The sequence below is a fragment of the Bosea vestrisii genome (genome assembly GCF_030144325.1).
Classification (GTDB): Bacteria; Pseudomonadota; Alphaproteobacteria; order Rhizobiales; family Beijerinckiaceae; genus Allobosea; species Allobosea vestrisii_A.
In genome coordinates, this window is record NZ_CP126307.1 from 5172673 (window position 1) to 5196590 (window position 23918).

A 23918-nucleotide genomic window follows, 5' to 3' on the forward strand; every position below is an offset into this window, starting at 1 on the left:
ACCCGATGCGTGCTGTCCTGCTCGTCTTGGTCGGGATACTGGCGTTCTCGGCTCCGGCCGCCGCCGTGCAGCCCGACGAGGTGCTGAAGAACCCGGCGCTGGAGCAGCGCGCGCGGGGAATATCCTCCGGCCTGCGCTGCCTGGTCTGCCAGAACCAGTCGATCGACGATTCCGATGCGCCGCTCGCCAAGGATCTGCGCATCCTGGTACGCGAACGGCTTACGGCCGGTGACAGCGACGGAGCGGTGATCGATTTCGTCGTCGCCCGTTATGGCGACTTCGTCCTGCTGCGTCCGCCGATGAATACGCGCACGATCGCGCTCTGGGCCGCTCCTTTCCTCATCGTGCTGTTCGGGGCTGTCTTCCTATGGCGTCGGCGTTATCGCAGCGCCGCTCCTGCCAGCGCCGCGCTGACTGCCGAAGAGCAGGCGAGGCTGGACGAGTTGGTGAAGCGCAGCGATTCCTGAGCAAGCTCAGACCGAGATGCCGCATTGTCGGTGCATTTCGCCTGTGATTGACGGCGTGAGATAGGCGCCCCACGTCATCCGGCCGGCGCGGAGCGGAGACGGGCCAACGCTGGCCTGATTGGCGAAAACCCGCGCAAAGCAAGCAGCGACCGCACCGGAATAGCCTCGCGAGGCAGCGATCCTGAGACCGGCCTGGTAAGCTCCGCCGCGATATTGCGACGTGACCGGACCCGGCTGCTGGCGCCTTTGCCTCAGATCTCCCAGTCGATCGATGCCGCAACGGCGCTGCTGCTCGGCGTTGTAGGCCTGTGTCGAGGCAGCAAACCAGCTTCTCCGCCCGCCGGGTTTTTCGACGACCACCGCATGCTTGGCGAAGACCCGCCCATAGCATTCGGCGTTGTCGTAGCCGCGGCGCTGCGCGAGGCGCACCCCGGTTTCATAGGCGGGCATGTCTTGCGCCAGGGCACTTTCCGCCGCGAGTGCCAACGCGGCGAGGGCGATATATCCAATCGCGTGTTTCATGTCGGCCTGCTCTTATCGCGCGCATCGACCGTAGGGAGCATTGTGACCGAGCCAGCGTCAAGCCGACTCCTGCCCCAAGCGGGGCCAACCTTACGAAACTGTCATCAACGGGCGAAATCCGCGTAAGGCGCCGCCCCTCATGGTTCTCCTCACGAAGCAGGGAAGGCCTGCCTTCCGCATCGAGGTCAGAACCATGATCACCCAAGAACAGAACAACACCCCCATCACCCCCACTCGCTCGCCGGCCACCGCCCGCTCGATCCTGAAGCGCGGCGCCCTCGTCGCCGGCGCGGCGACGCTCAGCATCGGCCTGATGGCCGGCCTCGCCGACAATTTCCTCAACACTCACGGTGCCGCCAACGCGCAGCCGGTGCAGCTTTCCGGCCTGCAGCAGACGCAGCTGCCGTCCTTCGCCGACGTGGTCGACCGGGTTAAGCCCGCTGTCGTCTCAGTCCGCGTCAAGGCCAAGGTTGTCGCCAGCGCCGGCGAGGAGGGTGGTCCTGCTGGTATCGAGGGCTTGCCCCCCGGCCATCCGCTCGAGCGCTTCCTCCGCCGCTTCGGCGAGGAGGGCTCGGGTCCGCGCGGACCGCAGCAGCAGCCGCGCGCTCAGCTCTCGCAGGGCTCGGGCTTCTTCGTCAGCCAGGACGGCTATGTCGTCACCAACAACCATGTCGTCGCCAATGCGGCCGAGGTCCAGCTCGTCACCGATACCGGCAAGACGCTCTCGGCCAAGGTGATCGGCACCGATCCGCGCACGGATGTCGCGCTGCTCAAGGTCAACGAGTCCGGCAGCTACCCCTTCGTTCAGCTCGCTGCGGGCAAGCCGCGCATCGGCGAGTGGGTGCTGGCGGTGGGCAATCCGTTCGGCCTCGGCGGCACCGTGACCGCGGGCATCGTCTCGGCCCAGGGGCGCGATATCGGCTCCGGCCCCTATGACGACTTCCTGCAGATCGACGCGGCGGTGAACCGCGGCAATTCCGGTGGTCCGACCTTCAACCAGAAGGGCGAGGTCGTCGGCGTCAACACTGCGATCTACTCGCCGTCGGGCGGCAATGTCGGCATCGCCTTCGCTATACCTGCTGCCACCGTCCAGAGCGTCGTCGAGCAGCTCAAGGAGCATGGCTCGGTCGCCCGCGGCTTCATCGGGGTGCAGATCCAGCCTGTCACCGCCGAGGTCGCCGATGCGATCGGCCTGAAGGACGCCAAGGGCGCCCTGATCGCCGAGGCACAGGCCAACGGCCCTGCCGCCAAGGCTGGCCTCAAGCGCGGCGATACCATCCTTGCGGTCAATGGCGAGAAGATCGCCGACGCCCGCGAGCTCTCGCGCAAGATCGCGACCTTCGCGCCCGGCGCCAAGACGAGCCTGACGATCTGGCGCGACGGCAAGGAGCGCGAGGTCTCGTTCGAGGTTGGCCGCCAGCCGGCGGCCTGACCCGGGCCTATGCAGATCGGGCATGCTCTTGCGCGTAGCGTCAGTTTATCTTGCAAGAGCATGGTCCGGGCGGATGGTTTCTCCCGGTTGTCACGTCGCCCCCTGCCGGGAATGCCAGCCGTCACGGCGGCAGGTCGGATCGTCACCTCCGGCCTGCCGCTTTTCGTTTCCTTGGGTTAGGTTGCCGCCATGCGACTCCTGATCGTTGAAGACGACGCCGAGGCGGCAGCCTATCTGGTCAAGGCCTTTCGCGAGGCCGGCCATGTCGCCGACCATGCTCCTGACGGGCTCGAGGGCTACGCCATGGCCCAGGGCGGCGGCTACGACGTGCTCGTCGTCGACCGCATGCTGCCGCGCATGGACGGGCTCTCGGTGATCCGCTCATTGCGCGAGCAGGGCGAGACGGTACCCGCGCTGATCCTGTCCGCGCTCGCCCAGGTCGACGATCGGGTGAAGGGCCTGCGTGCCGGCGGCGACGACTACCTGCCCAAGCCCTACGCCTTCTCCGAGCTGCTCGCCCGCGTCGAGGTGCTGTCGCGCCGCCGCGGGGCGCCGGCTTCCGAGCCGACGACCTATCGCGTCGGCGATCTCCTGCTCGACCGGCTGGCGCACCGCGTCACCCGCGCCGGCGAGGAGATCGTGCTGCAACCGCGCGAATTCCGCCTGCTCGAATATCTGATGAAGCATGCGGGGCAGGTCGTGACCCGCACCATGCTGCTTGAGAACGTCTGGGATTATCACTTCGATCCGCAGACCAACGTCATCGACGTGCATGTCTCGCGGCTGCGCTCCAAGGTCGACAAGGGTTTCGAGCACCCGATGATCCACACCATTCGCGGCGCTGGATACATGGTCCGTGACACAGCTCGCTGACCATCGGGCAGCGGAAGCGGTACGACCCGGCCGCCTGCGCTTCCTGCCGCATCTCGTCCGCACCACGGCTTTCAAGCTGACGGCGATCTATCTCGTCGTCTTCGCGCTCTTTGCCGTCTTCGTGCTGGGCTATGTCGCCTGGAACGCCAAGAACCTGCTCGACGACCAGATCCGCTCGACCATCGACGCCGAGATCCAGGGCCTGGCCGAGCAACAGCGTCTCGGTGGCATCAGGCGGCTCGTCCAGGTCATCGAACGGCGCTCGCGCGGGCCGGGCGCCTCACTCTATCTCGTCACGACGCCGCTGGGCGAGCGCGTCGCCGGCAACATCGAGGCGCTGCCGCCGGGCACGCTCGACCGCCAGGGCGAGAGCGAGATCGAATACGCCCGCTCCTCCGAGGCGCTCGACCAGACCAACCACGCCATCGTCCGGGTCTTCATGCTGCCGGCGGGCTTTCGTCTGCTGGTCGGCCGCGACGTCGAAGAGCGCGAGCGCCTGCGCGTCGTGATCAAGCGGGCGGCCGCCTGGTCGTTCCTGCTCGTCGTCGTGCTCGGCTGCTTCGCTGGTTGGTTCGTGGCGCGCCGGGTGCTGAAGCGCATCGACGGCATGAACGACACCGCCCGCTCGATCATGGCTGGCGACCTCAAGGGCCGGCTCGCCATCGCCGGCACCGGCGATGAGCTCGACCGGCTGGCCGAGAACCTCAATGCCATGCTCGACCGGATCGGCGAGCTGATGAGCGGGATGCAGCAGGTCTCGGACAACATCGCCCACGACCTCAAGACGCCGCTGACCCGCCTGCGCAACCGCGCCGAGGAGGCCCTGCGCACAGCGCAGTCGCCCGAGCAGCTCCGCACCGCACTCGACGGCGCGATCGAGGAGGCGGATGGGCTGATCCGCGTGTTCAACGCGCTCTTGATGATCGCGCGGCTGGAAACCCGCCAGATCACCGACAGCATGGCGCCGCTCGACCTCGCCGAGATCGTCGACGGGCTCTCCGAGCTCTATGAGCCACTGGCCGAAGAGGCGGGGCTCACTCTGTCCGCCTCGGTCGAGCCCGGCCTGTCGCTCATCGGCAATCGCGAGCTGGTCGGCCAGGCGCTGGCCAATCTGATCGACAACGCGCTGAAATATGGCAAGCCGGATAGCGAGGCGCCGGCGACTGTCGCGGTGACGGCGCGCCGCGTCGGCGAGAGCATCGAGCTTGGCGTTGCCGATCACGGCCCCGGCATTCCCGAAGCAGACCGTGGCCGTGTGCTCGAGCGTTTCGTTCGGCTCGACCAGAGCCGTACGAAGCCGGGTTTCGGGCTCGGGCTCGCGCTCGCTTCAGCGGTCGCACATCTGCATGGCGGCATGATCCGCTTGTCCGACAACGCGCCGGGGCTCGATGTCGTGATGTTGCTGCCGGTTGCGCCGCTTCCTGTGGACAGGCCTCTCCCGGAGGCGCCTGCGGGCTCGACATCCCAGCCGAACGGGGCAGGGTTCCAGTCGGCCTGATCCAAGGCTGGTCGCTGCGGAGGTCAGGGTGGGCGAGCCGTTATGCGAACGCCTGAAGGCGGCCCCGATCCTGCCGGCGCGCGGCAAGGTCGAGGCGCTCTGGCGTGAGGACCTGATCGAGCGCCTGTTCGACGCCGATGCCGGCGAGCGGCTCGCCGCCCATCTTGCGAGCAATGAAGCCTCCGCCGCGCTGGTTGCCGGCATCCTCGCTCATTCGCCCTTCCTGACGCAGATCATGCGACGCGATCCGGAGGGTCTGTTCGCCTCGCTGACCGTAGCCCCGGAGGAGCGTCGCGACGCACTGCTGGCTGGGATCGCCGCCTTCGCCACGCCGGAGATGGCGACCGCCGATCTGATGCGCGAACTGCGCCGCTTCCGCCAGGCGATGGCGCTGCTGCTCGCACTCGCCGACATCGGCGGCGTCTGGCCGGTGGAGACAGTCACCGCCGCGCTCAGCGCCACCGCCGACATGGCGGTGAAGCTCGCCAGCGAGCACGCGCTGCATCAGGCCGCCGGCCTTGGCCGGATCGAGCTTCCTGACCCGACCGAACCCGGCAAGGGCTCCGGCCTCGTCGTGCTGGCGCTCGGCAAGCATGGCGCCGGCGAGCTGAACTACTCCTCCGACATCGACATCGTCGTCTTCTTCGATCCGGAGATGGCGGAGGCCGCCGGCGTCGCCGAGCCGACGAGCTTCTTCGTCAAACTCACCCAGCAGATCGCCCGCATCATCCAGGAACGCACGCCGGACGGCTATGTCTTCCGCGTCGACCTGCGCCTGCGGCCCGATCCCGGCTCGACCCATGTCGCCGTCGCACTGCCGACGGCCTATGCCTATTACGAGACGGTCGGCCAGAACTGGGAACGCGCCGCGATGATCAAGGCGCGGCCCGTCGCCGGCGACCTCGATCTCGGGCGCCGCTTCATCGCCGATCTCGCTCCCTTCATCTGGCGCAAATATTTCGACTTCGCCGCCATCGCCGACATCCATGCGATGAAACGGCAGATCCAGTCGGTGAAGGGCTTCGAGACGCTCAGCCTGCCCGGCCACAACGTCAAGCTCGGCCGCGGCGGCATCCGCGAGATCGAGTTCTTCGTCCAGACCCAGCAGCTCGTCTTCGGCGGAAGGCGCCCGGCGCTGCGCGGGCCGCGCACGCTCGAGATGCTGGGCGAACTCACCAGGGAGAACTGGATCAGCCCGCAGGCGCGCGACGAACTGACGGAATCCTATTGCTGGCTGCGCACCATCGAGCACCGGCTGCAGATGCGCCATGACGAGCAGACGCAGACCCTGCCGACCGATGCCGCCGATCTCGATGCCTTCGCCCGCTTCTGCGGCTATCCCTCGGCCAAGGCCTTCGGGAAGGATCTTGAGGCGCACGCAAGGCGCGTCGAGGGCCATTATGCCCTTCTGTTCGAGGACGCTCCCAGCCTTGCCAGCGAGGCCGGATCGCTCTCCTTCACCGGCACCGAGAACGATCCAGAGACGCTGGCGACGCTGAGCAAGCTCGGATTCCGCCAGCCGGCGGTCGCGGCCGAGACGGTCCGCGGCTGGCATTTCGGCCGCCGCGCCGCCGTCACCAGCGCCCGTGCTCGCGAGGTGCTGACCGAGCTGACGCCGGCGCTGCTCGTCGCTCTCGGCCGCACCACCGATCCGGATGGCGCGCTCGCCCATCTCGACAACGCCTTCGTCCGCATGCCGGCGGCGGTCGAATTGCTGACCCTGCTGCGCTCGCACGAGGCCTTGCTGCAGCTCTTCGCCGAGATCCTCGGCAGCGCGCCGCGTCTCGCCAAGGTCGCGGCGCTCTATCCGCATGTGCTCGATGCGGTGATCGACCCCGCCTTCAGCGCTCCGCGCCACGATGCCGAACGGGTGGCGCAGCGCGTGCGCGCCATGGTCGGAACGCCGCCGCCCAGCGTCGAGGACGGGCTCGACCGCATGCGCGACGCCGCCCGGCAGGAGAACTTCCTCGTCGGTGCCCGGCTGCTCTCCGGCGTGGTCAATGCCGAACAGGCGGCGCAGGGCTATGCCGCGGTCGCCGAGGCCTGTATCCGCGCCGCCTTCGACGACACCCGCGCCGCCTTCGCCGCCGACCATGGCCTCGTTGCGGGCGCCGAGGCCGTGGTGCTCGGCATGGGCCGTCTTGGCGCCGGTGAACTCACGCCCTCATCCGATCTCGACGTCATGCTGCTCTATGAGCGGCCGGACGACGCTGAGGCCAGCGATGGCGGACGCCCGCTCGATCCCGTCACCTGGCATGTCCGTTTCACCCAGCGCTTGGTCGCAGCGCTGACGGTGCCGACCCGGCGTGGCACGCTCTACCAGATCGACATGCGCTTGCGGCCCTCCGGCAACAAGAGCCCGGCGGCAACGCAGTTCGAAGGCTTCAGGGCCTATCATCAGGGCGAGGCCGAGATCTGGGAGGAGATGGCGCTGACCCGCGCCCGCGTCGTCGCGGGCGATGCAGGTCTCAAGGCAAAGGTCGAAGCCGCGATCCGGGACATCCTGCTGCGCAAGCGCGATCCGGCCAAGGTCGCCACGGCCGTCGCCGAGATGCGGGCGCTGATCGCCAAGGAGAAGGGCGAGAGCGATCCCTGGGACCTCAAGCTCGCAGCTGGAGGCCTGACCGATCTCGATTTCCTTGCGCAGTTCCTGGTGCTCGCCCATGGCCATGATCACCCGCAGCTCCTCGCTCGCACCACGGCAGGTGTCTTCATCGCGGCGCGCGATACCGATGTCATCCCGGCTGAAGATGCCGAGCGGCTCGCGGGCGCGGCGCGCTTCATTGGGGACGTCCAGCTCTGGCAACGTTTTGCGGTGGAGGAGGGCTTCGATCCCAAGGCCGTGCCGGAGCGCGTCCTGCGGCGGATAGCGACGGCGGTGGGCCTGCCCGACGCCAAGATGTTGAAGGCAGAGCTCGACGAGACGCGCAGCGCCGTGCGCGCGATCTTCAAGCGTCTGCTGGGCGGGGTACGCGCTGCCTGATTGCCGTTCCGGCCTTACTCCGCTGCGGTCAGCTTGACCTGTGGCTCGACCGGCTCCGGCCGCGAGCCCTTGGATGTCTGGGCCGGCGCCCGCACGACGCGGTTCCGGCCCTCCTGCTTCGCGCGATAGAGCGCGGCGTCGGAATTGGCGAGCAGTTCGCGCGTCGAGTTCGAGGTGAGTGGCGCGCAGGCGACGCCGAGGGAGGCCGAGACCTGGGCGCCATTCAGCTCCGACAGTGCTTCGATGCTGACCCTGATACCCTCGGCCTTTGCCGCTGCCATCTCCAACCCGCAATTGGGCAGCACCACGATCAGCTCCTCACCGCCATAGCGGCAGGCGATATCGGTCTCGCGCAGCTGGTTGGTGATCGCGGCAGCCGTATCGCGCAGCACGGCATCGCCCTTGGCATGGCCGTGCTGGTCGTTGAGGCGCTTGAAGTGATCGAGATCGATCATGATCACCGAGACCTCGGTCTTCTCGCGCTCGGCCAGGCGGACGACGCGCTCGAGCGCATCCTCCATGTAGCGGCGGTTATAGAGGCCGGTCAGTGGATCGCGCAGTGCCTGGCTGCGCAGCTTGTCGCGCAGGGCGATGTTCGACAGCGCGAGCGACATCGCGTCGGCAAGTGCCGTGCCGGTGCTCGCCACGTCCTTGAGGCGCTCCTCGGCCTGATCGCCGTCGCAATAGATCTGCAGAAGGCCGAGAATCTCGCCACGCGCGATCATTGGGATTTCCAGCGCGTAGTCGCTGACATTGTAATGCTCGCAGCGGAGCTTGTGCGAGCTGGGATGGTTGATGTGCGGTTTGCCGCGCTTCAGCGCCCAGCACTGCTGCAGTCCGATCGCATCCGGCAAGGCTTCGCGGTCCGGACGCCCCCAGCTGGTCGACAGCGTGAGGCGGTCGCGCGAGTTGTTGAAGACATAGAGTGCGACGCCAAATTCGGGAATGAGTTCCCCGGCGGTCGCGCGCAGCACCGCATTGGCATCGCTATGGTCCAGCGCGCTCTGCAGCATCTCGGTCATCTCAAATAGACGCGAAACCTGTTCGCGGGAGGCGTTCGCGGAGCCGACCGCCTGGTCGCGCGCGCTGGCGTCACGTGTGCTGGCGCGCGATGCGCCGAGGAAAGCGAGGATGCAGAAGGCGCCCGTCATGATCTGCAGACCCAGCACGATGCTCGTCGCGCTGGCGATCCTGCGATTGAGTGATGCCTCGATCGCCTCCTTCCTGGTCAGATCGGCCAGGATCGCGTCGGTGAGGATCGCGGTGTTGGGCTGGATCTCGCGGGCGACATAGAGCGATTGCGCGATCTCGGGCTGCTTTGCGACGACCGCCGAGACCGTGTCGGCCCAGCTGGCTTTGAGCGCCGTGAGGATGGCGCTCGTCGGAACCTCTTCCGTCCTGCGCAAGGCGGTCCTGGGGAAACTGTCTTCAGGGAAGGTGTTCAGCCAGTTGAGCGCCTTGGCGTAGCTGAACAGCTTGGGCTCGCTGTCATGCCTGATCATCAGATCGGCGACGGTGGCGCCGGTTTCCATCACCGCCTGGCGTGCGACGCGCAAGGTCCTGGCGCTCTTGCGCACCTCGTCCACCAATGTCTGCTGATGGCTGATGTAAACGAAGCCAGCCATGACCAGTGCGATCATCCCGGCAAGAAAGGCGATTGTCACCATCGACGAGCGCCTCAGCGCGCCGCCCGCCTTTCGGCCGACCTGCGGGCCGTCGGATGCGAGATGGGTTTGCATTGCTCTAACCCCGGAAACGCACCGGCTGGTAGGTCGGCGCGATTGCTCGAGGCAGGCTTGCCCCCGCTGGGTTGAGGCTTCGTCAAGTTGCTGGGTTAAGAGGCGCTTAAGAATGCCGTGAGGTTTCGCGGCATCGGGCGGTCACCGCCACCCTGTGGAGTGGGCTCAGGCCGCCGCCGCGATCGCCTCGTCGGCTCTGTGCCGAAGCGGCAGATGGACCATCACGATCGTGCCCGAGCCCATGATCGAGCGGATGCGAAGCGAGCCGCCATGCAGCTCGGCGAGAGAGCGGGCGATGGCAAGGCCGAGGCCGGAGCCGCCATGACTGCGCGCCAGCTCGCCCTCGACCTGCTCGAACGGGCGGCCGATGCGGCCGAGCTTCTCGCGCGGAATGCCGATACCGGAATCCTCGACATAGAGGTTGAGTGCGTCGGGCGCCGGCTTGACGCGCACCGCGATCTGGCCGCCCTCGGGCGTGAACTTGATAGCGTTGTCGACGAGGTTGCCGACGATCTGGAAAAGGGCGTGGGAATCTGCCTCAAGGCGCAGATCGCTGCCGATATCGCTGGTGAGGGAGAGCCGCTTGTGCGCGATCGCCTCGCGATGGCAGTTGATCGCTTCGCCGACCACGAGGTCGAGCGCGACATCCGTCTTCTCGAGTTCGATCTTACCGGCCTCGATCCGGGCCATGTTCAGGATGTCGTTGATCACCGCGAGCAGGTAGCCGCCGCTGGAGCGGATGTCGCGGACATATTCGACATAGCGCTCGGAGCCGAGGGGGCCGAACAAGCCGTCATCCATGATCTCCGAGAAGCCGAGGATGGCGTTGAGCGGCGTGCGCAGCTCATGGCTCATATTGGCGAGGAATTCCGATTTGGCGCGGTTGGCGGTTTCGGCGGACGCCTTCTGTTCGAGATAGAGTTCGGCGAGCTCGGCGAGCTGCTGCGCCTGCGCTTCGAGCTTCTGGCGCGAGGACTTGAGATCGGTCACGTTCTTGAGCAGCTCGTGCTCGGAGCGGGTCAGACGCTCCTCCTGCTGCTTGAGCATGGTGATGTCGGTGCCGACCGAGACCGAGCCGCCATCCTTGGTGCGGCGGCCGTTGATCTGCAGCCAGCGCCCGTCCGAGAGCTTCGCCTCGTAGGAGTGGCTGCCCGATGCGGGGCGCGAGCTGCGGACCGGTTCGCGGTCGATGCTCGGCTGGGCGCTGTGGCTCATGATCTGCTCATAGCTCGTGCCGGTGCGCATCAGCTCCGGCGACAGCATGTGCAACTGCTGGTACTTGGCATTGCAGAGCACAAGCTTCTGCTCGGCATCCCAGAGAACGAAGGCTTCCGAGATCGCCTCGACTGCGTCACGCAGGCGGGCGTCGGCGGTTGCGGTGCGGGCGGCCATGCGGCGCTGCTCGGAGATGTCGACGACGATGCCAACGAGATGCTGCGAGCCGGTGCGGCGATCCGTGACGAGCTCGGCCCGCGCCTTGAGCCAGACCCATTCGCCCGACGCGTTGCGGACCCGAAACTCCTGATCGAGATGGTTGGTCTCGCCGCGGCTGACCGCATCGGCCAGGCCATAGAGGTCGGCGTCCTCGGGGTGGATGAAGGCGTTGACCTCGCCGAAGGACATGTACTCGCCGGCACGGTCGTAGCCGAGCATCGCATACATCGAATCCGACCAGTACATCCGGCCCCGGGCCAGATCCCAGTCCCACAGGCCGCAATGGCCGCGGCTGAGCGCCGTGTCGATCCGATCGCGCACGCAGTCGCAATCCTCGTCGGCGGCGCGAGCCCGCCGCGACTGCAGCACGAAGGCGGCAGTGATGCCGGCGAGCACGATCGCCGCCGAGCCGAACAGGACCAGGATCGAACGCCGGCGCTCGTCCCAGGTCGACAGCGCGCGCTTGACCGGGTGGAGCACGGCGATCTGGCCGAGCGGGGCGGCAAGGTTGCGGACGGTGGCGAGTGCCTCGATCCCGCCCGGAAGGGTGATCGGCATCACCCCGGCACGGTCGGCGAAGACGGTCAGCGCTTGAGCCGGGCCGAGCATGTCGACGAGATTGCGCTCGCTCGTCCCAACCGTCGGCTCGCCGGCAACGACCCGGCCGCTGGCATCGCTGACATAGACGACGCGGCCTCGGCCGGCGATGTGCCTGGTCGTCAGAGCCGTGAGTGCGCTCTCGGGGCGCTTGTCGTCCTTGGAGGCTAGATCGATCTCGCGAACAAGCAATGCAGCGAGTGCGTCGAGGTCCATTGCTGCATCATCGAGCGCGTCATCACGCAATGCGCTGGTTTGGACGTAAGCCCCGAGCGCCAGGAGCAGAACGAAGCCCGCGACCAGGGCCGGAATGACTTTCCGGAAGGTCGGCTCCAGCTGCTCGAAGCGCTGATAGAGCGGATTGGTCAGGGAGCGTGCTACGCCCAGCACCGAATTTGCGCGCACGTGTGCGCAAGCCGCGTCTGCACGCGTCATGCCCGTCCCCCTTCGGAAGCGATGTACCGTCAGTAAGATCGGGAGACGTGCCGCATCCCCGAATCACCGTCAGTTGAATCCGCGGGAGTCGCTTTGTCTAGCGGAAACTTCGTTGTTTACGCGACTTTGCGCGCAGTGGTTGTAGTGTCGAATCGCTTGAATCTTGCGCGCGCAGGACTTCGTTAACCTTTGCGGCAAGGCGGCCTTAACGCCGCTGTCACTGGCCCTTTCAAGCCAGTGAGCGGGTGGCGATGTCAGCCACGTCACGCGACAGGTTGGGCGTCGCCCCGACCATGCGCAAAGCCGCCTCCGCCTTGGCTCGGCGCCCAGTTTCCAGCATGCGCCAGCTCTTGAACGAACCGAGCAGGCGGGACGCGACCTGCGGGTTGGTCCGGTCGAGTGCGATGACGATGTCGGCGATGAAACCGTAGCCCTCCCCATCGGCCCGGTTGAACTGGGTGAGGTTGGCAGCGAAGCCGCCGATCAGGCCGCGCACCCGGTTGGGATTGCCGAGCGAGAAGGCGGAGTGGTTCATCAGCCCCTTGACCCGCGCAAGCGTGCCATCCTCTGCGATCAGCGCCTGCGCCATCAGCCATTTGTCGAGGACTAGCGGTTCGCGCGCATAGAGTGCGCCGAAGCGCGTGATCAGATCCTCGCGCTCGGCGCCCGGGATCAGCGTCATGGCAGCCAGCGCCGCGAGGCGGTCGGTCAGGTTGTCGGCCTCGGCGAACTGCGCCAGCGCCAGCCGCGCCCCCTCGGCCGGGGCCCCCAGCGCGATTAGCCCCAGCGCCTCATTGCGAAGCGCGCGCCGCCCGGCGGGCGCCGCGGCCGGCGAATAGGGGCCGCGTTCGGTGAGGCTGTCGCGCAAGGTAGCGAGCTGGCCGGCGAGCGCGCTGCCGATCGTGGCCGAGAGCCGGCGATGGGCTCCGTGCACGACATCAGGATCGACATCGATGCCGATCTCGCGGGCAATGTCGGCCGGGGCTGGCAGGCGCAAGACCTGCGCGGCGAAGGCCGGATCGAGGGCGGAGCCGGCAAGGAAACCGGAGAGCGCCTTGGCGAGCGCTGACGCCGTTGCATCCAGCGTGGACATGTCGCCCTTGCCGGCCCGAACCAGCGTCCGCGTCGCCACGGTCTGTAGCGCCTGCCAGCGGTTGAAGGAATCGCTGTCGGCGTTGAACAGCGTCAGGAGCTCGGCATCCCCGAGATCGAGCTCGAGCCGCACCGGCGCCGAGAAGCCGCGCAGCAGAGACGGCGTCGGCGCTTCCTGCACATCGGTAAAGGTCAGGGACAGCGAAGGCTGGTCGAGCACGACCACGCCGCCGGCCTTGAGCGCCGGCGAGATGCTGGTGAGCGGCAAATCTCCGCCCTTGCCGACCAGGCCGAGGGCGACGGGGATCACGACTGGCTGCTTGTCCGACTGGCCTGGCGTCGCCGGTGTCGATTGGGCGAGCTGCAGCGTATAGCTCTTCGCCTGCGCATCGTATTTGCCGGACGCGACCACGGTCGGCGTACCGGCCTGCTCGTACCATCTGGCGAAATGGGTGAGGTCCTGGCTGGAGGACTCGACGAAACAGTCGAGGAACTCCTCGATCGTCGCGGCCGTGCCGTCGCAACGCTCGAAATAGAGGTCCATGCCGCGCGCGAAGGCGTCCTCGCCGATCAGCACCTTGAGCATGCGGATCACCTCCGCGCCCTTCTCGTAGACCGTCGGCGTGTAGAAGTTGTTGATTTCCTTGTAGGCGCGCGGCCGGACCGGATGGGCGAGGGGGCCGGCATCCTCGGAGAACTGCGTCGAACGCAACGTGCGAACATCGGCGATGCGCTTCACCGGGCGCGAGCGCTCGTCGGAGGAGAATTCCTGGTCGCGGAAGACGGTGAGCCCTTCCTTCAGGCAGAGCTGGAACCAGTCGCGGCAGGTGATGCGGTTGCCGGTCCAGTTGTGGAAGTACTCATGCGCGATGATCGCCTCGATCGAGGCATAGTCGCCATCGCTCGCCGTCAGCGGGTCGGCCAGCACGTATTTGTCGTTGAAGATATTGAGGCCCTTGTTCTCCATCGCGCCCATGTTGAAGTCCGAGACCGCCACGACGTTGAACACGTCGAGATCGTAGTTGCGGCCGAAGACGCGCTCGTCCCAGCGCATGCAGCGCACCAGACTATCCAGCGCCCAACCGGCCCGCCCGGCCTTGCCCGGCTCGACATAGACCGCGAGCTCGACCTTGCGCCCATCGGCGGTGACGTAGTCCTGACGGACATGATCGAGCTTGCCGCCGACCAGCGCGAAGAGATAGGCCGGTTTCGGGTGCGGATCGTGCCAGACGGCGAAATGCCGCTCGCCGCCCGGCAATTCGGCGGCGGCGACGAGGTTGCCGTTGGAGAGCAGCACCGGCGCCTGCGCCTTTTCCGCCTCCAGCCTGACCGTATAGACGCTCATCACGTCGGGCCGGTCGAGGAAATAGGTGATGCGGCGGAAGCCGTCGGCCTCGCATTGCGTGCAGTAGACGCCGCTGGAGCGATAGAGCCCCATCAGCTTGGTGTTGGCGCTGGGGTCGAGCGTCGTCTCGATCCTGAGCGAGAAGGCCCGCGCCGGCGGCGCCTGGATCGTCAGCCCCTGCGGCGAGAGGGAGTACAGGGAAGGATCGAGCGGGACCTCGTCGAGCAGGATGGAATCCGGCGTCAGTTCGTCGCCATCGAGGACGAGCGGCGCACCGGCATGACCGGCCGGATTCGGCCGCAGCTGCAGCAAGGCGCGCACCCTGGTCCGCGTCGGGTCGAGGACGATGTCGAGATCGACGGTGTCGATCAGCCATCCGGAGGGGCGATAATCTTCGAGGCGGATCAGCGGGGCGTCTTCGGCGCGCATGGCAGGCTCGCTTCCTTCAGTCGCTCTTATCTATGAGGCCGGAGACGACGGCGAAAGCCGTCAGGGCAGGGCGTAAGGCTTCTCGGTCACGACCGCCGGTTCGGCATGGCTGACCAGGCGGCAGACATCGGGCCGGGCCTCGCGGACGTTGCGCTCGATCCTGTCGACGGCGTGATGCACGGCCGCCACGTCGAGCGCTGCGTCGGCGCGGCAGTGATAGTTGACCACGAGGCCGTTGCGGGTCTCGCGCACCCGGACGCTGTGGATATCGCGGATAGGGCCGCCGGCTTCGGCGACGCGGGCCGCCTCCTGAGCGATCGCCTTGCCGATGGCCTCGACGGTTTCCCAAGGCGCATTGTGGCCGGAGGGCTGGCCGGTTTCCATCGGCTCGATATGGGTATCGACCTCAGTCTCGCCGCCGAATTCGGCTCGGATTGCGGCCTCCAGCCGGGTGGCGACGTCGTGCGCTTCGCCGAGCGGGAGCACCGCGTCCACCTCCATGTCGAGCGAGACGGCGAGCCGCTCACCGATCGTGTGGACGCTGACATGGTGCACCGGAACCTTCATCTTCAGCGCGATCAGCAGCACGCGTTCCAGCGCCGTCTCATCGTCGACCTGGACCGGGTTAGCGGTGACGGTCAGCGCCGAATCCGGCTCGACCACCGCCAGCGCCCGCAGCAGATCGTCCTTGATCGCAGTGACGCGGTCGAGCGGCAAGGTCCGTGAGACCTGGATGCCGATCTCGCCCTGTATGACGCCGCCGGCTGGCCTCAGCCGCAACCATTCGACATTGACGACGCCAGCTACGCCCTGCGCCGCCTCGCGCAAGCGCTCGGTTACACCCTTCGGTGCCGCGTCGATCAGCGTGTCGATCGTGCGCCGCCCAAGCTTGAAGGCGGTGGCGATCATGAACACGGCCAGCGCCAGCGCCGTCGCGCTGTCCGCCATCGGTACGCCCATCCGGGTGAGGATCAGGCCGAGCAGGACCAGCGCCGTCCCGACGAAATCGGTGGCGAAGTGCAGAGCCTCGGCCGAAAGCGCCTCGCTGCGCGTCTCCTTGGCAACCATGGTCAGCGTGCGCCAGCGCGTCGCGTCGACCATCAGCGAGAACAGCAGCACGCCGATGACCAGCGGCGTCACCGCGACACTGGGTTCGCTGCCGCTCCACAGGCGATTGGCCGCTTCCCACAGGATCGCGCCGGAGAGCCCGAACAGGATCGCGGTTTCCAGCAGCGCCGCCAACGCCTCGAACTTGCCGTGGCCGTAATGGTGTTCGTCATCGGCCGGCTTGTCGGCGGCGCGCACCGCGAACCAGGTGAACATGGTCGAGCCGATGTCGATCAGCCCCTGCAGGGCGTCGGTCATCAAGGCGAGCGACCCGGAGACGATCGCCGCGGCGAACTTGGCCAGCGTCAGCACGAGGCTGGCGACGACCGAGAGCGTCGCCGCCTTCTGCTTGACCCGCGCCACCTCGGCGGGCGACACCGTGCCCGTCGGGTTCGGCGTGCGATCCTGCGTTCCGCTCATGACAGCTCCGCGCCAGCCCCCTTTGATCGAGGCCGGGTTTGGCCCGATCCATCGGCCAGATCAACCCCGGGAGAAAAACAGTGCGCTATCTTCACACCATGGTCCGCGTCACCGACCTCGATGCCGCGCTCGATTTCTACGTGACCAAGTTCGGTCTGGTCGAAACCCGCCGGATCGAGAACGAGAAGGGCCGTTTCACGCTCGTCTTCCTCGCCGCCTCGGATGATGCCGCTGCGGTGAAGGAGCAGGGCAGCCGCGGCCGCCCGACGCTGGAGCTGACCTATAACTGGGATCCGGAGGTCTACACCGGCGGGCGCAATTTCGGCCATCTCGCCTACGAGGTCGATGACATTTATGCCACCTGCGACAAGCTGATGAAGGCTGGCGTCACCATCAACCGGCCGCCGCGCGACGGCAACATGGCCTTCGTCCGCTCCCCCGACAACATTTCGATCGAGATCCTGCAGAAGGGTGAGCCGAAGGCGCCGGCCGAGCCTTGGCTGAGCATGCCGAACACCGGGGCGTGGTGAGAGCGCGCCTGATTGCAGGCTGATATACTCCCTGATATCATCAGATGATATCAGGGAGGCTCGCATGGGCATTCTGGTGCGTGACGAAAAGATCGACCGGCAGGTGCGGGAGCTAGCGCGGCAGACCGGAACCTCGCTCCAGGCCGCGATCGGCATGGCTGTGGAGCGTGAACTGGCGCGCCGTGCCGATCGCATGAAGCGGATTGAGGAGGCGACCCGCAAGGCGCAGGCGATGCTTGCGGATCATCCCGTGATCGATGATGGGATGACCCACAAGGAGTTCTTCGATCGCGAATATGGCGACGCGTGATGATGCTCGATGCGTCCGTCATCGTCGCTAATCTGCTCGAAGAGCCTGAGGCGGGTCGGATCAGGGCGGCGCTGGCCGAGGAGGCCGGTCTGGTGACGACGCCGCTCGCCATATTCGAAGCATCCACCAGGATTGCCATCGTCAGGGCGATGTCGGTTGCGCAGGCCTATGCTGTCGTCTCGACCTTCATCGAAGGTTCTCAGGTCTCGATCATTCCCATTGATGCTGCGGTCGGTCGCGACGCCCATCTCTGCGCGTCCCGCTATCATCACCTCACCGGGCATGCCGCGCGCCTCAACATGGGCGATTGCTTCGCCTATGCGGCAGCCAAGAGCGCCGGCCTCAAGCTCGCCTACAAGGGCAACGACTTCGTCCACACCGATATCGACGGCATCCGCTTCGGAGCCTGACATTCCCAGCGGAGCTTGTGAGCCTTGACCAAGACCCTCTTCGGCACGCTCGACGACGGCACCCCGATCCACGAGGCCGTGCTGCGCTCGGCTGATGGCGCCGAGGCACGGGTGATGGAATGGGGGGCGGTACTGCGCGATCTCGTCGTGCCGCTGCCGGGTGGCGGGCGGCAGCGCGTCGTGATCGGCTTCCCCGGCTTCGCCGATTACCCGAAGCATTCCCCCATATGGGCGCGATCGCCGGCCGCTATGCCAATCGCATCGGCGGCGGCCGCTTCGTGCTCGATGGTGTCGAATACCAGACCCCACTCAACGAGCATGGCCGGAACTCGCTGCATGGCGGCGGGCAAGGCTTCGGCAAGCGGCCCTGGACGCTGGTTCATCATGACGAGGGAAGCGCGACGCTGGCGCTGATCTCAGCCGACGGCGATGCCGGCTATCCCGGCACACTCGACGTCTTTTGCCGCTACAGCCTCACGGGCACCTCGACCTTGCGGATCGAGCTCACCGCCAGCACCGACGCACCGACGATCGTCAATCTGGCGCACCATTCCTATTTCCGTCTCGACGATGCCCCGGACATTCTCGACCACGAATTCGAGGTCCGCGCCAATCTGATCACCCCGGTCGATGCCGACCTGATCCCGGACGGCTCGGTCGCCTCGGTGGCGGGAACACCCTTCGATTTCCGCAAAGCCCGGCCAGTCCGCTTCACGAACCCGGACGGTTCACGTTTCTGGTACGACCACAACTATCTGCTCCGGCGGGACCGCCGCGAGCCGGCGGCGGCGACGGGCCTCGAACTCGCTCATGCCGCGACCTTGCGCTCACGCCGCTCGGGCCTCGCCATGGAGGTCTGGACGACCGAGCCGGCCTTGCAGGTCTATGACGGATTCAAGCTGGATACGCCGGTCGCAGGGCTGGATGGCGTGCCCTATGGCTCCTGCGCCGGCATTGCGCTCGAGCCGCAGCATGTGCCGGACTCGCCCAATCTCCCGCACTTCCCCTCGACCGTGCTGCGCCCCGGCGAGATCTATCGCCAGATCAGCGAATTCAGGTTCGGAGCGTAAGCGGCATGGCCGGTGTTTTTTGTCTGGGTATCGCGACGCTCGACTATGTCTACAGCGTCGAGCGCGTCCCCAATCCCGGCGAGAAGGACAGGGCCCGCGACCTCGTCATCACCGGCGGTGGCTGCGCCGGCAGCGGTTCGGCCGCGATCGGCCGGCTTGGTGGCAAGGCCTGGCTGGCGACACGGCTAGGGGATGACGCAGTCGGCGACACCATCGTCGGGCAGTTGCAACAGGATGGGGTCGATACTTCGCTCTCGCCGCGGTTTCCCGGCTTGCGCTCGCCGGTCTCCTCGATCCTGATCGACGCCCAGGGCGAGCGCATGGTCGTCTCCTACACCGATCCGCAGACGCCACTCTCGACCGACTGGCTGCCCGAGACGCTGCCGGCCGGTTGCGATGGCGTGCTGGTCGACACGCGCTGGGGCGAGGGCTCGCTCGCGGCGCTGCAGCTTGCCCGCAAGGCTGGCGTGCCTGGCGTCATCGACGGCGATCGCCAGCCGACCCATCCGGAGATGGTCACCACCGCCAGCCATGTCGCCTTCAGCGAGAAGGCACTGAGCGAGATCTCGGGCGGGCAGGAGCCGCGGGCGGCGCTGGAAGCACTGGCGCGCGACGCACAGAACTGGCTGGCGGTGACGCTGGGGCCGCGCGGTGTCCTCTTCATGGAGAATGGCGGCATCGGCCATCTGCCGGCTTTCCCGATCGAGGCAGTCGACACGCTCGGCGCCGGCGACGTCTGGCACGGTGCCTTCGCGCTGGCGCTGGCCGAGGGACAGGGCGAGCGCGAGGCGGTGCGCTTTGCCTCGGCCGTCGCGGCGATCAAATGCACCCGCTTCGGCGGCCGTGCCGGCACGCCGACGCGCGAGGAGGTCGAGCGCTTCCTCGCCGCGCATCCGTAGCGCCGCGATCTGCTGCTTATTTAAGCAGCGCCGGCATCGCGACCACTTGCCGGGCAAAGGCTAGCGCGGAACACTGCGCTTACCTTCCGCCTACCGACGCTTCCCATGTTCGCGCCCGCGCTGCCGCAATCACCCGAGCCGCTGTTGCCGGAGTATGTCCGCGCCGATGGTGGCGTGCGCCTGCGCTTCGGCAAGGTCGGCGCGCGCACTATGCGCCTGGACGTTGCCGAGAGCGGCGGCTACCGCGCTCGCTTCCCGACCGCCTATGACGAGCGTTGCGAGGCCGTGCTGATCAACACCGCCGGCGGCATGGCGGGCGGTGATCGTGCCGTGACGCAGATCGCCCTCGATGCCGGTGCGCAGGCGACCGTGACGACGCAGGCGGCGGAAAAGATCTACCGCAGCCAGGGCAGCGAGACGCGGGTCGAGACCCGGATCGAGGTGGCAGCCGGCGCCGAACTCGCCTGGCTGCCGCAGGAGACAATCCTGTTCTCCGGTTCCCGCCTGTCGCGCAGCCTCGATGTCGAGCTGGCGGTGGGTGCGAGCTTTATCGCCGCCGAGACGCTCTATTTCGGCCGCACCGCCATGGGCGAGAGCCTGTCGTGTGGCCAGCTGCGTGATCGCTGGCGCATTCGTCGCGAGGGCCGGCTGGTCTTCGCCGAGGACCTGCGCCTCGACGGCGCCATTGACGCGACCTTGGGTCGCAAGGCGGTCGGGCAGGGCGCGCGGGCTGCCGCGACAGTCTTCGCCACAGGTCCGGGCCAGTCCGAAAAGCTCTCCGATATCCGCGCCTTGCTCGCTGGCGACCCCGCTTTCGCCGAGGTCGAGGCCGGCGCCGGCATCCTCGACGGTTTCCTTCTGATCCGCCTCCTCTCCGCCGACGCACAGGCGCTGCGTCGCGCCCTCGTCATGCTGCTCGGGCATCTGATCGGCCGTGCGCTGCCGCGCACCTGGTCAATCTGAGGAGAGCGTGATGCTGGCAATCCAGGGACTGAAATGCGTCTATGATACCGGCTCCCGCGGCTGGGCGATCGAGCTCGCGCTGAAGGGCGAGGGCGAGGGAGCCGTGCGCCGCTTCGATGTCGACGGCCCCGAGGATGCCGAGATGCTGATCGAGGCCTTCGACGAGTCGACCGCGAGCAGCTTCGATCCGGCGACGGGCGAGATCGTCTTCGCCTATGAATACGCCACCCTCGACGATGAAGACGAGGATGAGGACGAGACCGACGACGAGGCGGACGAGGAAGAGGACGAGGACGCCGAGGTCGCTGAAGACGACGAAGACGAAGTCGCCGAGAACGAGGACGAGAAGGTCAAGGCATGAATCTGACGCCGCGCGAGAAGGACAAGCTCATCATCGCCATGGCTGCCATGGTGGCGAGGCGAAGGCTCGAGCGCGGCGTCAAGCTCAACCATCCCGAAGCCGTCGCGCTGATCACCGACTTCGTGGTCGAGGGTGCGCGCGACGGCAGGTCCGTAGCTGAATTGATGGAGGCTGGCGCCCATGTCCTTTCGGCCGACCAAGTCATGGACGGCATTGCCGAGATGCTCCACGACGTCCAGGTCGAGGCAACCTTTCCCGATGGTACCAAGCTTGTCACCGTCCATGAGCCGATCCGCGGCTCTGCCGGCCGGCTGAAGCCGGGCGAGGTGACGACATTGCCAGGCGACCTCATCCTCAACGAGGGCCGCGAGAGCCTGACGCTCACCGTCGCCAACACCGGCGACCGGCCGATCCAGGTCGGCTCGCATTATCATTTCTTCGAGGCCAATCCGGCGCTCGCCTTCGAGCGCGACAGGGCCCGCGGCTTTCGGCTCGACATCCCCGCCGGCACGGCCGTGCGCTTCGAGCCAGGGCAGACCCGCGAGGTCAGGCTCGTCGCGCTCGCCGGCAAGCGCGAGGTCTACGGCTTCCGCCAGGAGGTCATGGGCAAGCTCTGAGACCGCGCCCGAGACCGCATTTGCGACGAGATTCCGCTTCAGCTTGCGAAGGTGGTGGCGCCCTGCTTCCGTCGGCCGGACGCCGATGCCATGCTCGAACGATCCTCAGGCTAAATCTTCATGCAAGAAGACGCTGAACTCCCCATGCTCGAAAGCGGCAAGGCCAAGCGTGGCGTCTGCGCCATCAGCGGCCTCGAGGTCAGCCGCAAGAACCTGATTGCGCTCGGAACGCTGCGGCCCTCGCTGGTCGAGCATATCCGGCGTGACTTTCCCGATCTCGACGATCACAGCCTGATCAGCCTCAAGGAACTGGCGCGCTACCGTACCCGCTATGTCGAGGAGATCCTGCGCGAGGAGCATGGCGAGTACACCGATCTCGATCGCGAGGTTGCCGAAAGCATCGCCCGGCAGGAGACCATCGCCGAGAACATCGAGGACGATTTCGAGGAGCACCGCACCCTCGGCGAACGTCTCTCGGACGGGCTCGCCAGCTTCGGCGGCTCATGGGCCTTCCTGATCAGCTTCGGTATCGTGCTGGCGGTCTGGATGATGGTCAACGTCGTCGCCGGGACGGGTGCTTTCGACCCTTATCCGTTCATTCTGCTCAACCTCGTACTGTCCTGCATCGCGGCCATCCAGGCGCCGATCATCATGATGAGCCAGAAGCGGCAGGAGGCGAAGGATCGCCTGCGCTCCTTCAACGACTACCAGGTCAACCTCAAGGCCGAGCTCGAGGTCCGGCACCTGCACGAGAAGGTTGACCATCTGATCACGCGGCAATGGCAGCGCCTCGCCGAGATTCAGCAGGTTCAGCTCGAAATGCTGCAGGAGGCGCAACTGCCCCGCCGCAAGCCGAAGCGGCGCAAGAAGCCGGTGGTGAAGAAGAAGGTGGCGACGGTTCCGGCGGAGCGGCCAACTGAGGACGGCGAGCCCTCCAATGACAGCTAATGGATCTGTCCGCATGTCGAGGCGTTGGTCTCTTGCCGCCTCGGAGGCGGTGCGGCTCGGCGAGGTGAAGCCGTGAACGGATTAGCGACCGGGAGAGTGCCCTGATGCGCGAAGACGATAACCTGCTGCGCGACCAGATCGCGCTGGTGACGCATGCGGCTGGTTTTGCCGCTCGCGTCCACAATGGGCAGACGCGCAAGGGTGAAAGTGGCCCGCCCTTCATCCTGCATCTCGCGGAAGTAGCCGATCTCCTCGCAAAGGCGCTGGAGAATCCTGATCCGGAGCTCATCGCGGCGGCCTGGCTGCATGACGTCGTTGAGAAGACCAAGATCACCAGCGACGAGATCGAGAACGTCTTCGGCCCGCGAGTTGCATCGCTCATCGCCGAAGTGAGCGACGACAAGAGCCTGCCGGAGACGGAGCGGCATCGCATGCAGATCGAGACGATCGGCGAGAAGAGCGAGGCGGCCCGCCTGCTAAGGCTGGCCGACAAGATCAGCGGCCTGCGCGAGCTGGCCGAGGACCCGCCGGCTGGCTGGGATGTTGCGCGCCGTCGCGACTGGCTGCAGTTCGCAACCGATGTCGCCGCCGGCTGCCGCGGTCTCAACGCCGCGCTCGACCTGCTGTTCGATCAGGCCGCGGCGGCGGCTGCCAAGAGCATCAACGATCTAGCTGCGCGGCCGACATCGTAACAGCGCCATTGCCTTACGGTAGAAGTATCCTTACTTTATCTGGATGTAAGGAGGGCGCGCGATGAGCATCAAGATCGCCAGCATCATGACGTCCAAAGGTCAGTTCACGCTGCCGGTCGAAATCCGGCAGGCGCTCGACCTGCGGCCGGGCGATGAGCTGCGTTTCGAGCTGACGGACGACAAGCAGCTCAGCGTCGTCCCGAGGCGGCGCAGGAGCATCTTCGAGCTGCGCGAGAACCTGCCTCCGCTCACGCTTGGGCGGCCGCTGACGCAGGCCGATATCGATGACGCGGTCACCGAAGCGATGAATGAGCAGGAAGAACGGGTCCGGCGCGGCAACTAATGCAGGCCCTGGATACGAATGTTCTTCTGCGGATCGTGGATCGCACGAATGCTGACCAAGTACGTCAGGTCGAGCAACTCGTCAGGCATTCCGGCCAAGCGCCATTTTTCCTCAGCGTGTTCGTCATGCTCGAGTTCGGATGGACGTTGGCGCGGCGCTACAAGCTTCCGCGCACGGAGATTGTACAGTGGTTGCGCGTTGTGCTCGAGGCGCCGGAGTTCGTGGTCGAGCGAGCAGGGCTCGTCGATGAAGCTGTGGCCGAGTTCGAAGCGGGCAATGCCGATTTTGGCGATTGCCTGATCGGTGTCGCGAATCTTGCATCCGGCTGTTCGACCACGTTGACCTTCGATCGCGACGCCGCTGCGATCGAGCGTCTGTTCTCGCCCGTTCCGAGCTGAGGCC

22 protein-coding genes are annotated in these 23918 nt (G+C 66.7%); 17 read left to right on the plus strand and 5 right to left on the minus strand.

The features are described 5' to 3' along the window. The first annotated feature begins 5 nt into the window (after positions 1–5). A complete protein-coding gene (locus tag QO058_RS25405; RefSeq protein WP_284168985.1) occupies positions 6–467 on the plus strand; it encodes a cytochrome c-type biogenesis protein in 462 nt (153 codons plus the stop codon). A gap of 6 nt (positions 468–473) precedes the next feature. Here the strand turns inward: QO058_RS25405 and QO058_RS25410 are convergent, their stop codons facing one another. Next, positions 474–953: a hypothetical protein gene (locus QO058_RS25410; protein WP_284168986.1), complete on the minus strand. Its 480-nt coding sequence runs from the start codon at positions 951–953 to the stop codon at positions 474–476. A gap of 229 nt (positions 954–1182) precedes the next feature. Between QO058_RS25410 and QO058_RS25415 the strand changes: the two genes are divergently transcribed. The 4 genes from QO058_RS25415 (at position 1183) to QO058_RS25430 (ending at position 7775) form a co-directional block, all read left to right on the plus strand. Continuing rightward, positions 1183–2421 (plus strand): trypsin-like peptidase domain-containing protein, encoded by a 1239-nt coding sequence (locus QO058_RS25415; RefSeq protein ID WP_432211978.1) that lies wholly within the window; start codon positions 1183–1185, stop codon positions 2419–2421. A 189-nt stretch (positions 2422–2610) separates the two neighbouring features. Then, positions 2611–3294 (plus strand): response regulator transcription factor, encoded by a 684-nt coding sequence (locus tag QO058_RS25420; RefSeq protein ID WP_110490698.1) that lies wholly within the window; start codon positions 2611–2613, stop codon positions 3292–3294. Then, positions 3278–4792, plus strand: a complete 1515-nt coding sequence (locus QO058_RS25425; protein ID WP_432211979.1) for a HAMP domain-containing sensor histidine kinase — start codon at positions 3278–3280, stop codon at positions 4790–4792. The genes QO058_RS25420 and QO058_RS25425 overlap by 17 nt, the downstream gene beginning before the upstream one ends. Before the next feature lie 28 nt (positions 4793–4820). Then, a complete protein-coding gene (locus QO058_RS25430) occupies positions 4821–7775 on the plus strand; it encodes a bifunctional [glutamine synthetase] adenylyltransferase/[glutamine synthetase]-adenylyl-L-tyrosine phosphorylase (protein WP_284168987.1) in 2955 nt (984 codons plus the stop codon). A 14-nt stretch (positions 7776–7789) separates the two neighbouring features. Here QO058_RS25430 and QO058_RS25435 read toward each other — a convergent pair whose 3' ends face one another. The 4 genes from QO058_RS25435 to QO058_RS25450 all read right to left on the minus strand — a co-directional run bounded on the left by QO058_RS25435 (position 7790) and on the right by QO058_RS25450 (position 16373). Then, on the minus strand, positions 7790–9442 hold the full coding sequence (locus QO058_RS25435) for a GGDEF domain-containing protein (RefSeq protein ID WP_284168988.1): 1653 nt from the start codon (positions 9440–9442) through the stop codon (positions 7790–7792). Between the two features lie 237 nt (positions 9443–9679). Then, the gene (locus QO058_RS25440) at positions 9680–11950 is read right to left on the minus strand and encodes a PAS domain-containing sensor histidine kinase (protein WP_284168989.1); all 2271 of its coding nucleotides are present in this window, start codon (positions 11948–11950) and stop codon (positions 9680–9682) included. 259 nt (positions 11951–12209) lie between these two features. After that, positions 12210–14846 carry an aminopeptidase N gene (pepN, locus tag QO058_RS25445; protein ID WP_284168990.1) on the minus strand — a complete coding sequence of 879 codons (2637 nt, stop codon included), beginning with the start codon at positions 14844–14846 and terminating at the stop codon, positions 12210–12212. 60 nt (positions 14847–14906) lie between these two features. Continuing rightward, a complete protein-coding gene (locus QO058_RS25450) occupies positions 14907–16373 on the minus strand; it encodes a cation diffusion facilitator family transporter (protein WP_284168991.1) in 1467 nt (488 codons plus the stop codon). 80 nt (positions 16374–16453) lie between these two features. Between QO058_RS25450 and QO058_RS25455 the strand changes: the two genes are divergently transcribed. The 12 genes from QO058_RS25455 (at position 16454) to QO058_RS25510 (ending at position 23914) form a co-directional block, all read left to right on the plus strand. Next, complete coding sequence (locus QO058_RS25455) at positions 16454–16903, plus strand: VOC family protein (protein ID WP_284168992.1); 450 nt, start codon at positions 16454–16456, stop codon at positions 16901–16903. Positions 16904–16967: 64 nt separating this feature from the next. Then, positions 16968–17213 (plus strand): type II toxin-antitoxin system VapB family antitoxin, encoded by a 246-nt coding sequence (locus tag QO058_RS25460; RefSeq protein ID WP_284168993.1) that lies wholly within the window; start codon positions 16968–16970, stop codon positions 17211–17213. Continuing rightward, entirely contained in the window at positions 17213–17623 is a 411-nt protein-coding gene (locus QO058_RS25465; RefSeq protein ID WP_284168994.1) for a type II toxin-antitoxin system VapC family toxin, read from the plus strand. Before QO058_RS25460 ends, QO058_RS25465 begins: the two co-directional genes overlap by 1 nt. A gap of 227 nt (positions 17624–17850) precedes the next feature. After that, the gene (locus QO058_RS25470) at positions 17851–18693 is read left to right on the plus strand and encodes an aldose epimerase family protein (RefSeq protein WP_284168995.1); all 843 of its coding nucleotides are present in this window, start codon (positions 17851–17853) and stop codon (positions 18691–18693) included. A gap of 5 nt (positions 18694–18698) precedes the next feature. Further along, on the plus strand, positions 18699–19592 hold the full coding sequence (locus QO058_RS25475) for a PfkB family carbohydrate kinase (RefSeq protein WP_284168996.1): 894 nt from the start codon (positions 18699–18701) through the stop codon (positions 19590–19592). 105 nt (positions 19593–19697) lie between these two features. Continuing rightward, entirely contained in the window at positions 19698–20555 is an 858-nt protein-coding gene (locus tag QO058_RS25480; RefSeq protein WP_284168997.1) for an urease accessory protein UreD, read from the plus strand. Between the two features lie 10 nt (positions 20556–20565). Beyond that, positions 20566–20916, plus strand: coding sequence for a hypothetical protein (locus QO058_RS25485; protein WP_284168998.1), 351 nt, complete (start codon positions 20566–20568; stop codon positions 20914–20916). Next, positions 20913–21533: an urease subunit gamma gene (locus QO058_RS25490; protein WP_284168999.1), complete on the plus strand. Its 621-nt coding sequence runs from the start codon at positions 20913–20915 to the stop codon at positions 21531–21533. Before QO058_RS25485 ends, QO058_RS25490 begins: the two co-directional genes overlap by 4 nt. 120 nt (positions 21534–21653) lie before the next feature. Then, complete coding sequence (locus tag QO058_RS25495; RefSeq protein WP_284169000.1) at positions 21654–22481, plus strand: DUF1003 domain-containing protein; 828 nt, start codon at positions 21654–21656, stop codon at positions 22479–22481. A gap of 104 nt (positions 22482–22585) precedes the next feature. Continuing rightward, positions 22586–23173, plus strand: coding sequence for an HD domain-containing protein (locus QO058_RS25500; RefSeq protein ID WP_284169001.1), 588 nt, complete (start codon positions 22586–22588; stop codon positions 23171–23173). A gap of 61 nt (positions 23174–23234) precedes the next feature. Continuing rightward, positions 23235–23516, plus strand: coding sequence for an AbrB/MazE/SpoVT family DNA-binding domain-containing protein (locus QO058_RS25505; RefSeq protein WP_284169003.1), 282 nt, complete (start codon positions 23235–23237; stop codon positions 23514–23516). Beyond that, positions 23516–23914: a PIN domain-containing protein gene (locus tag QO058_RS25510; protein WP_284169005.1), complete on the plus strand. Its 399-nt coding sequence runs from the start codon at positions 23516–23518 to the stop codon at positions 23912–23914. Before QO058_RS25505 ends, QO058_RS25510 begins: the two co-directional genes overlap by 1 nt. Positions 23915–23918: the final 4 nt, after the last annotated feature.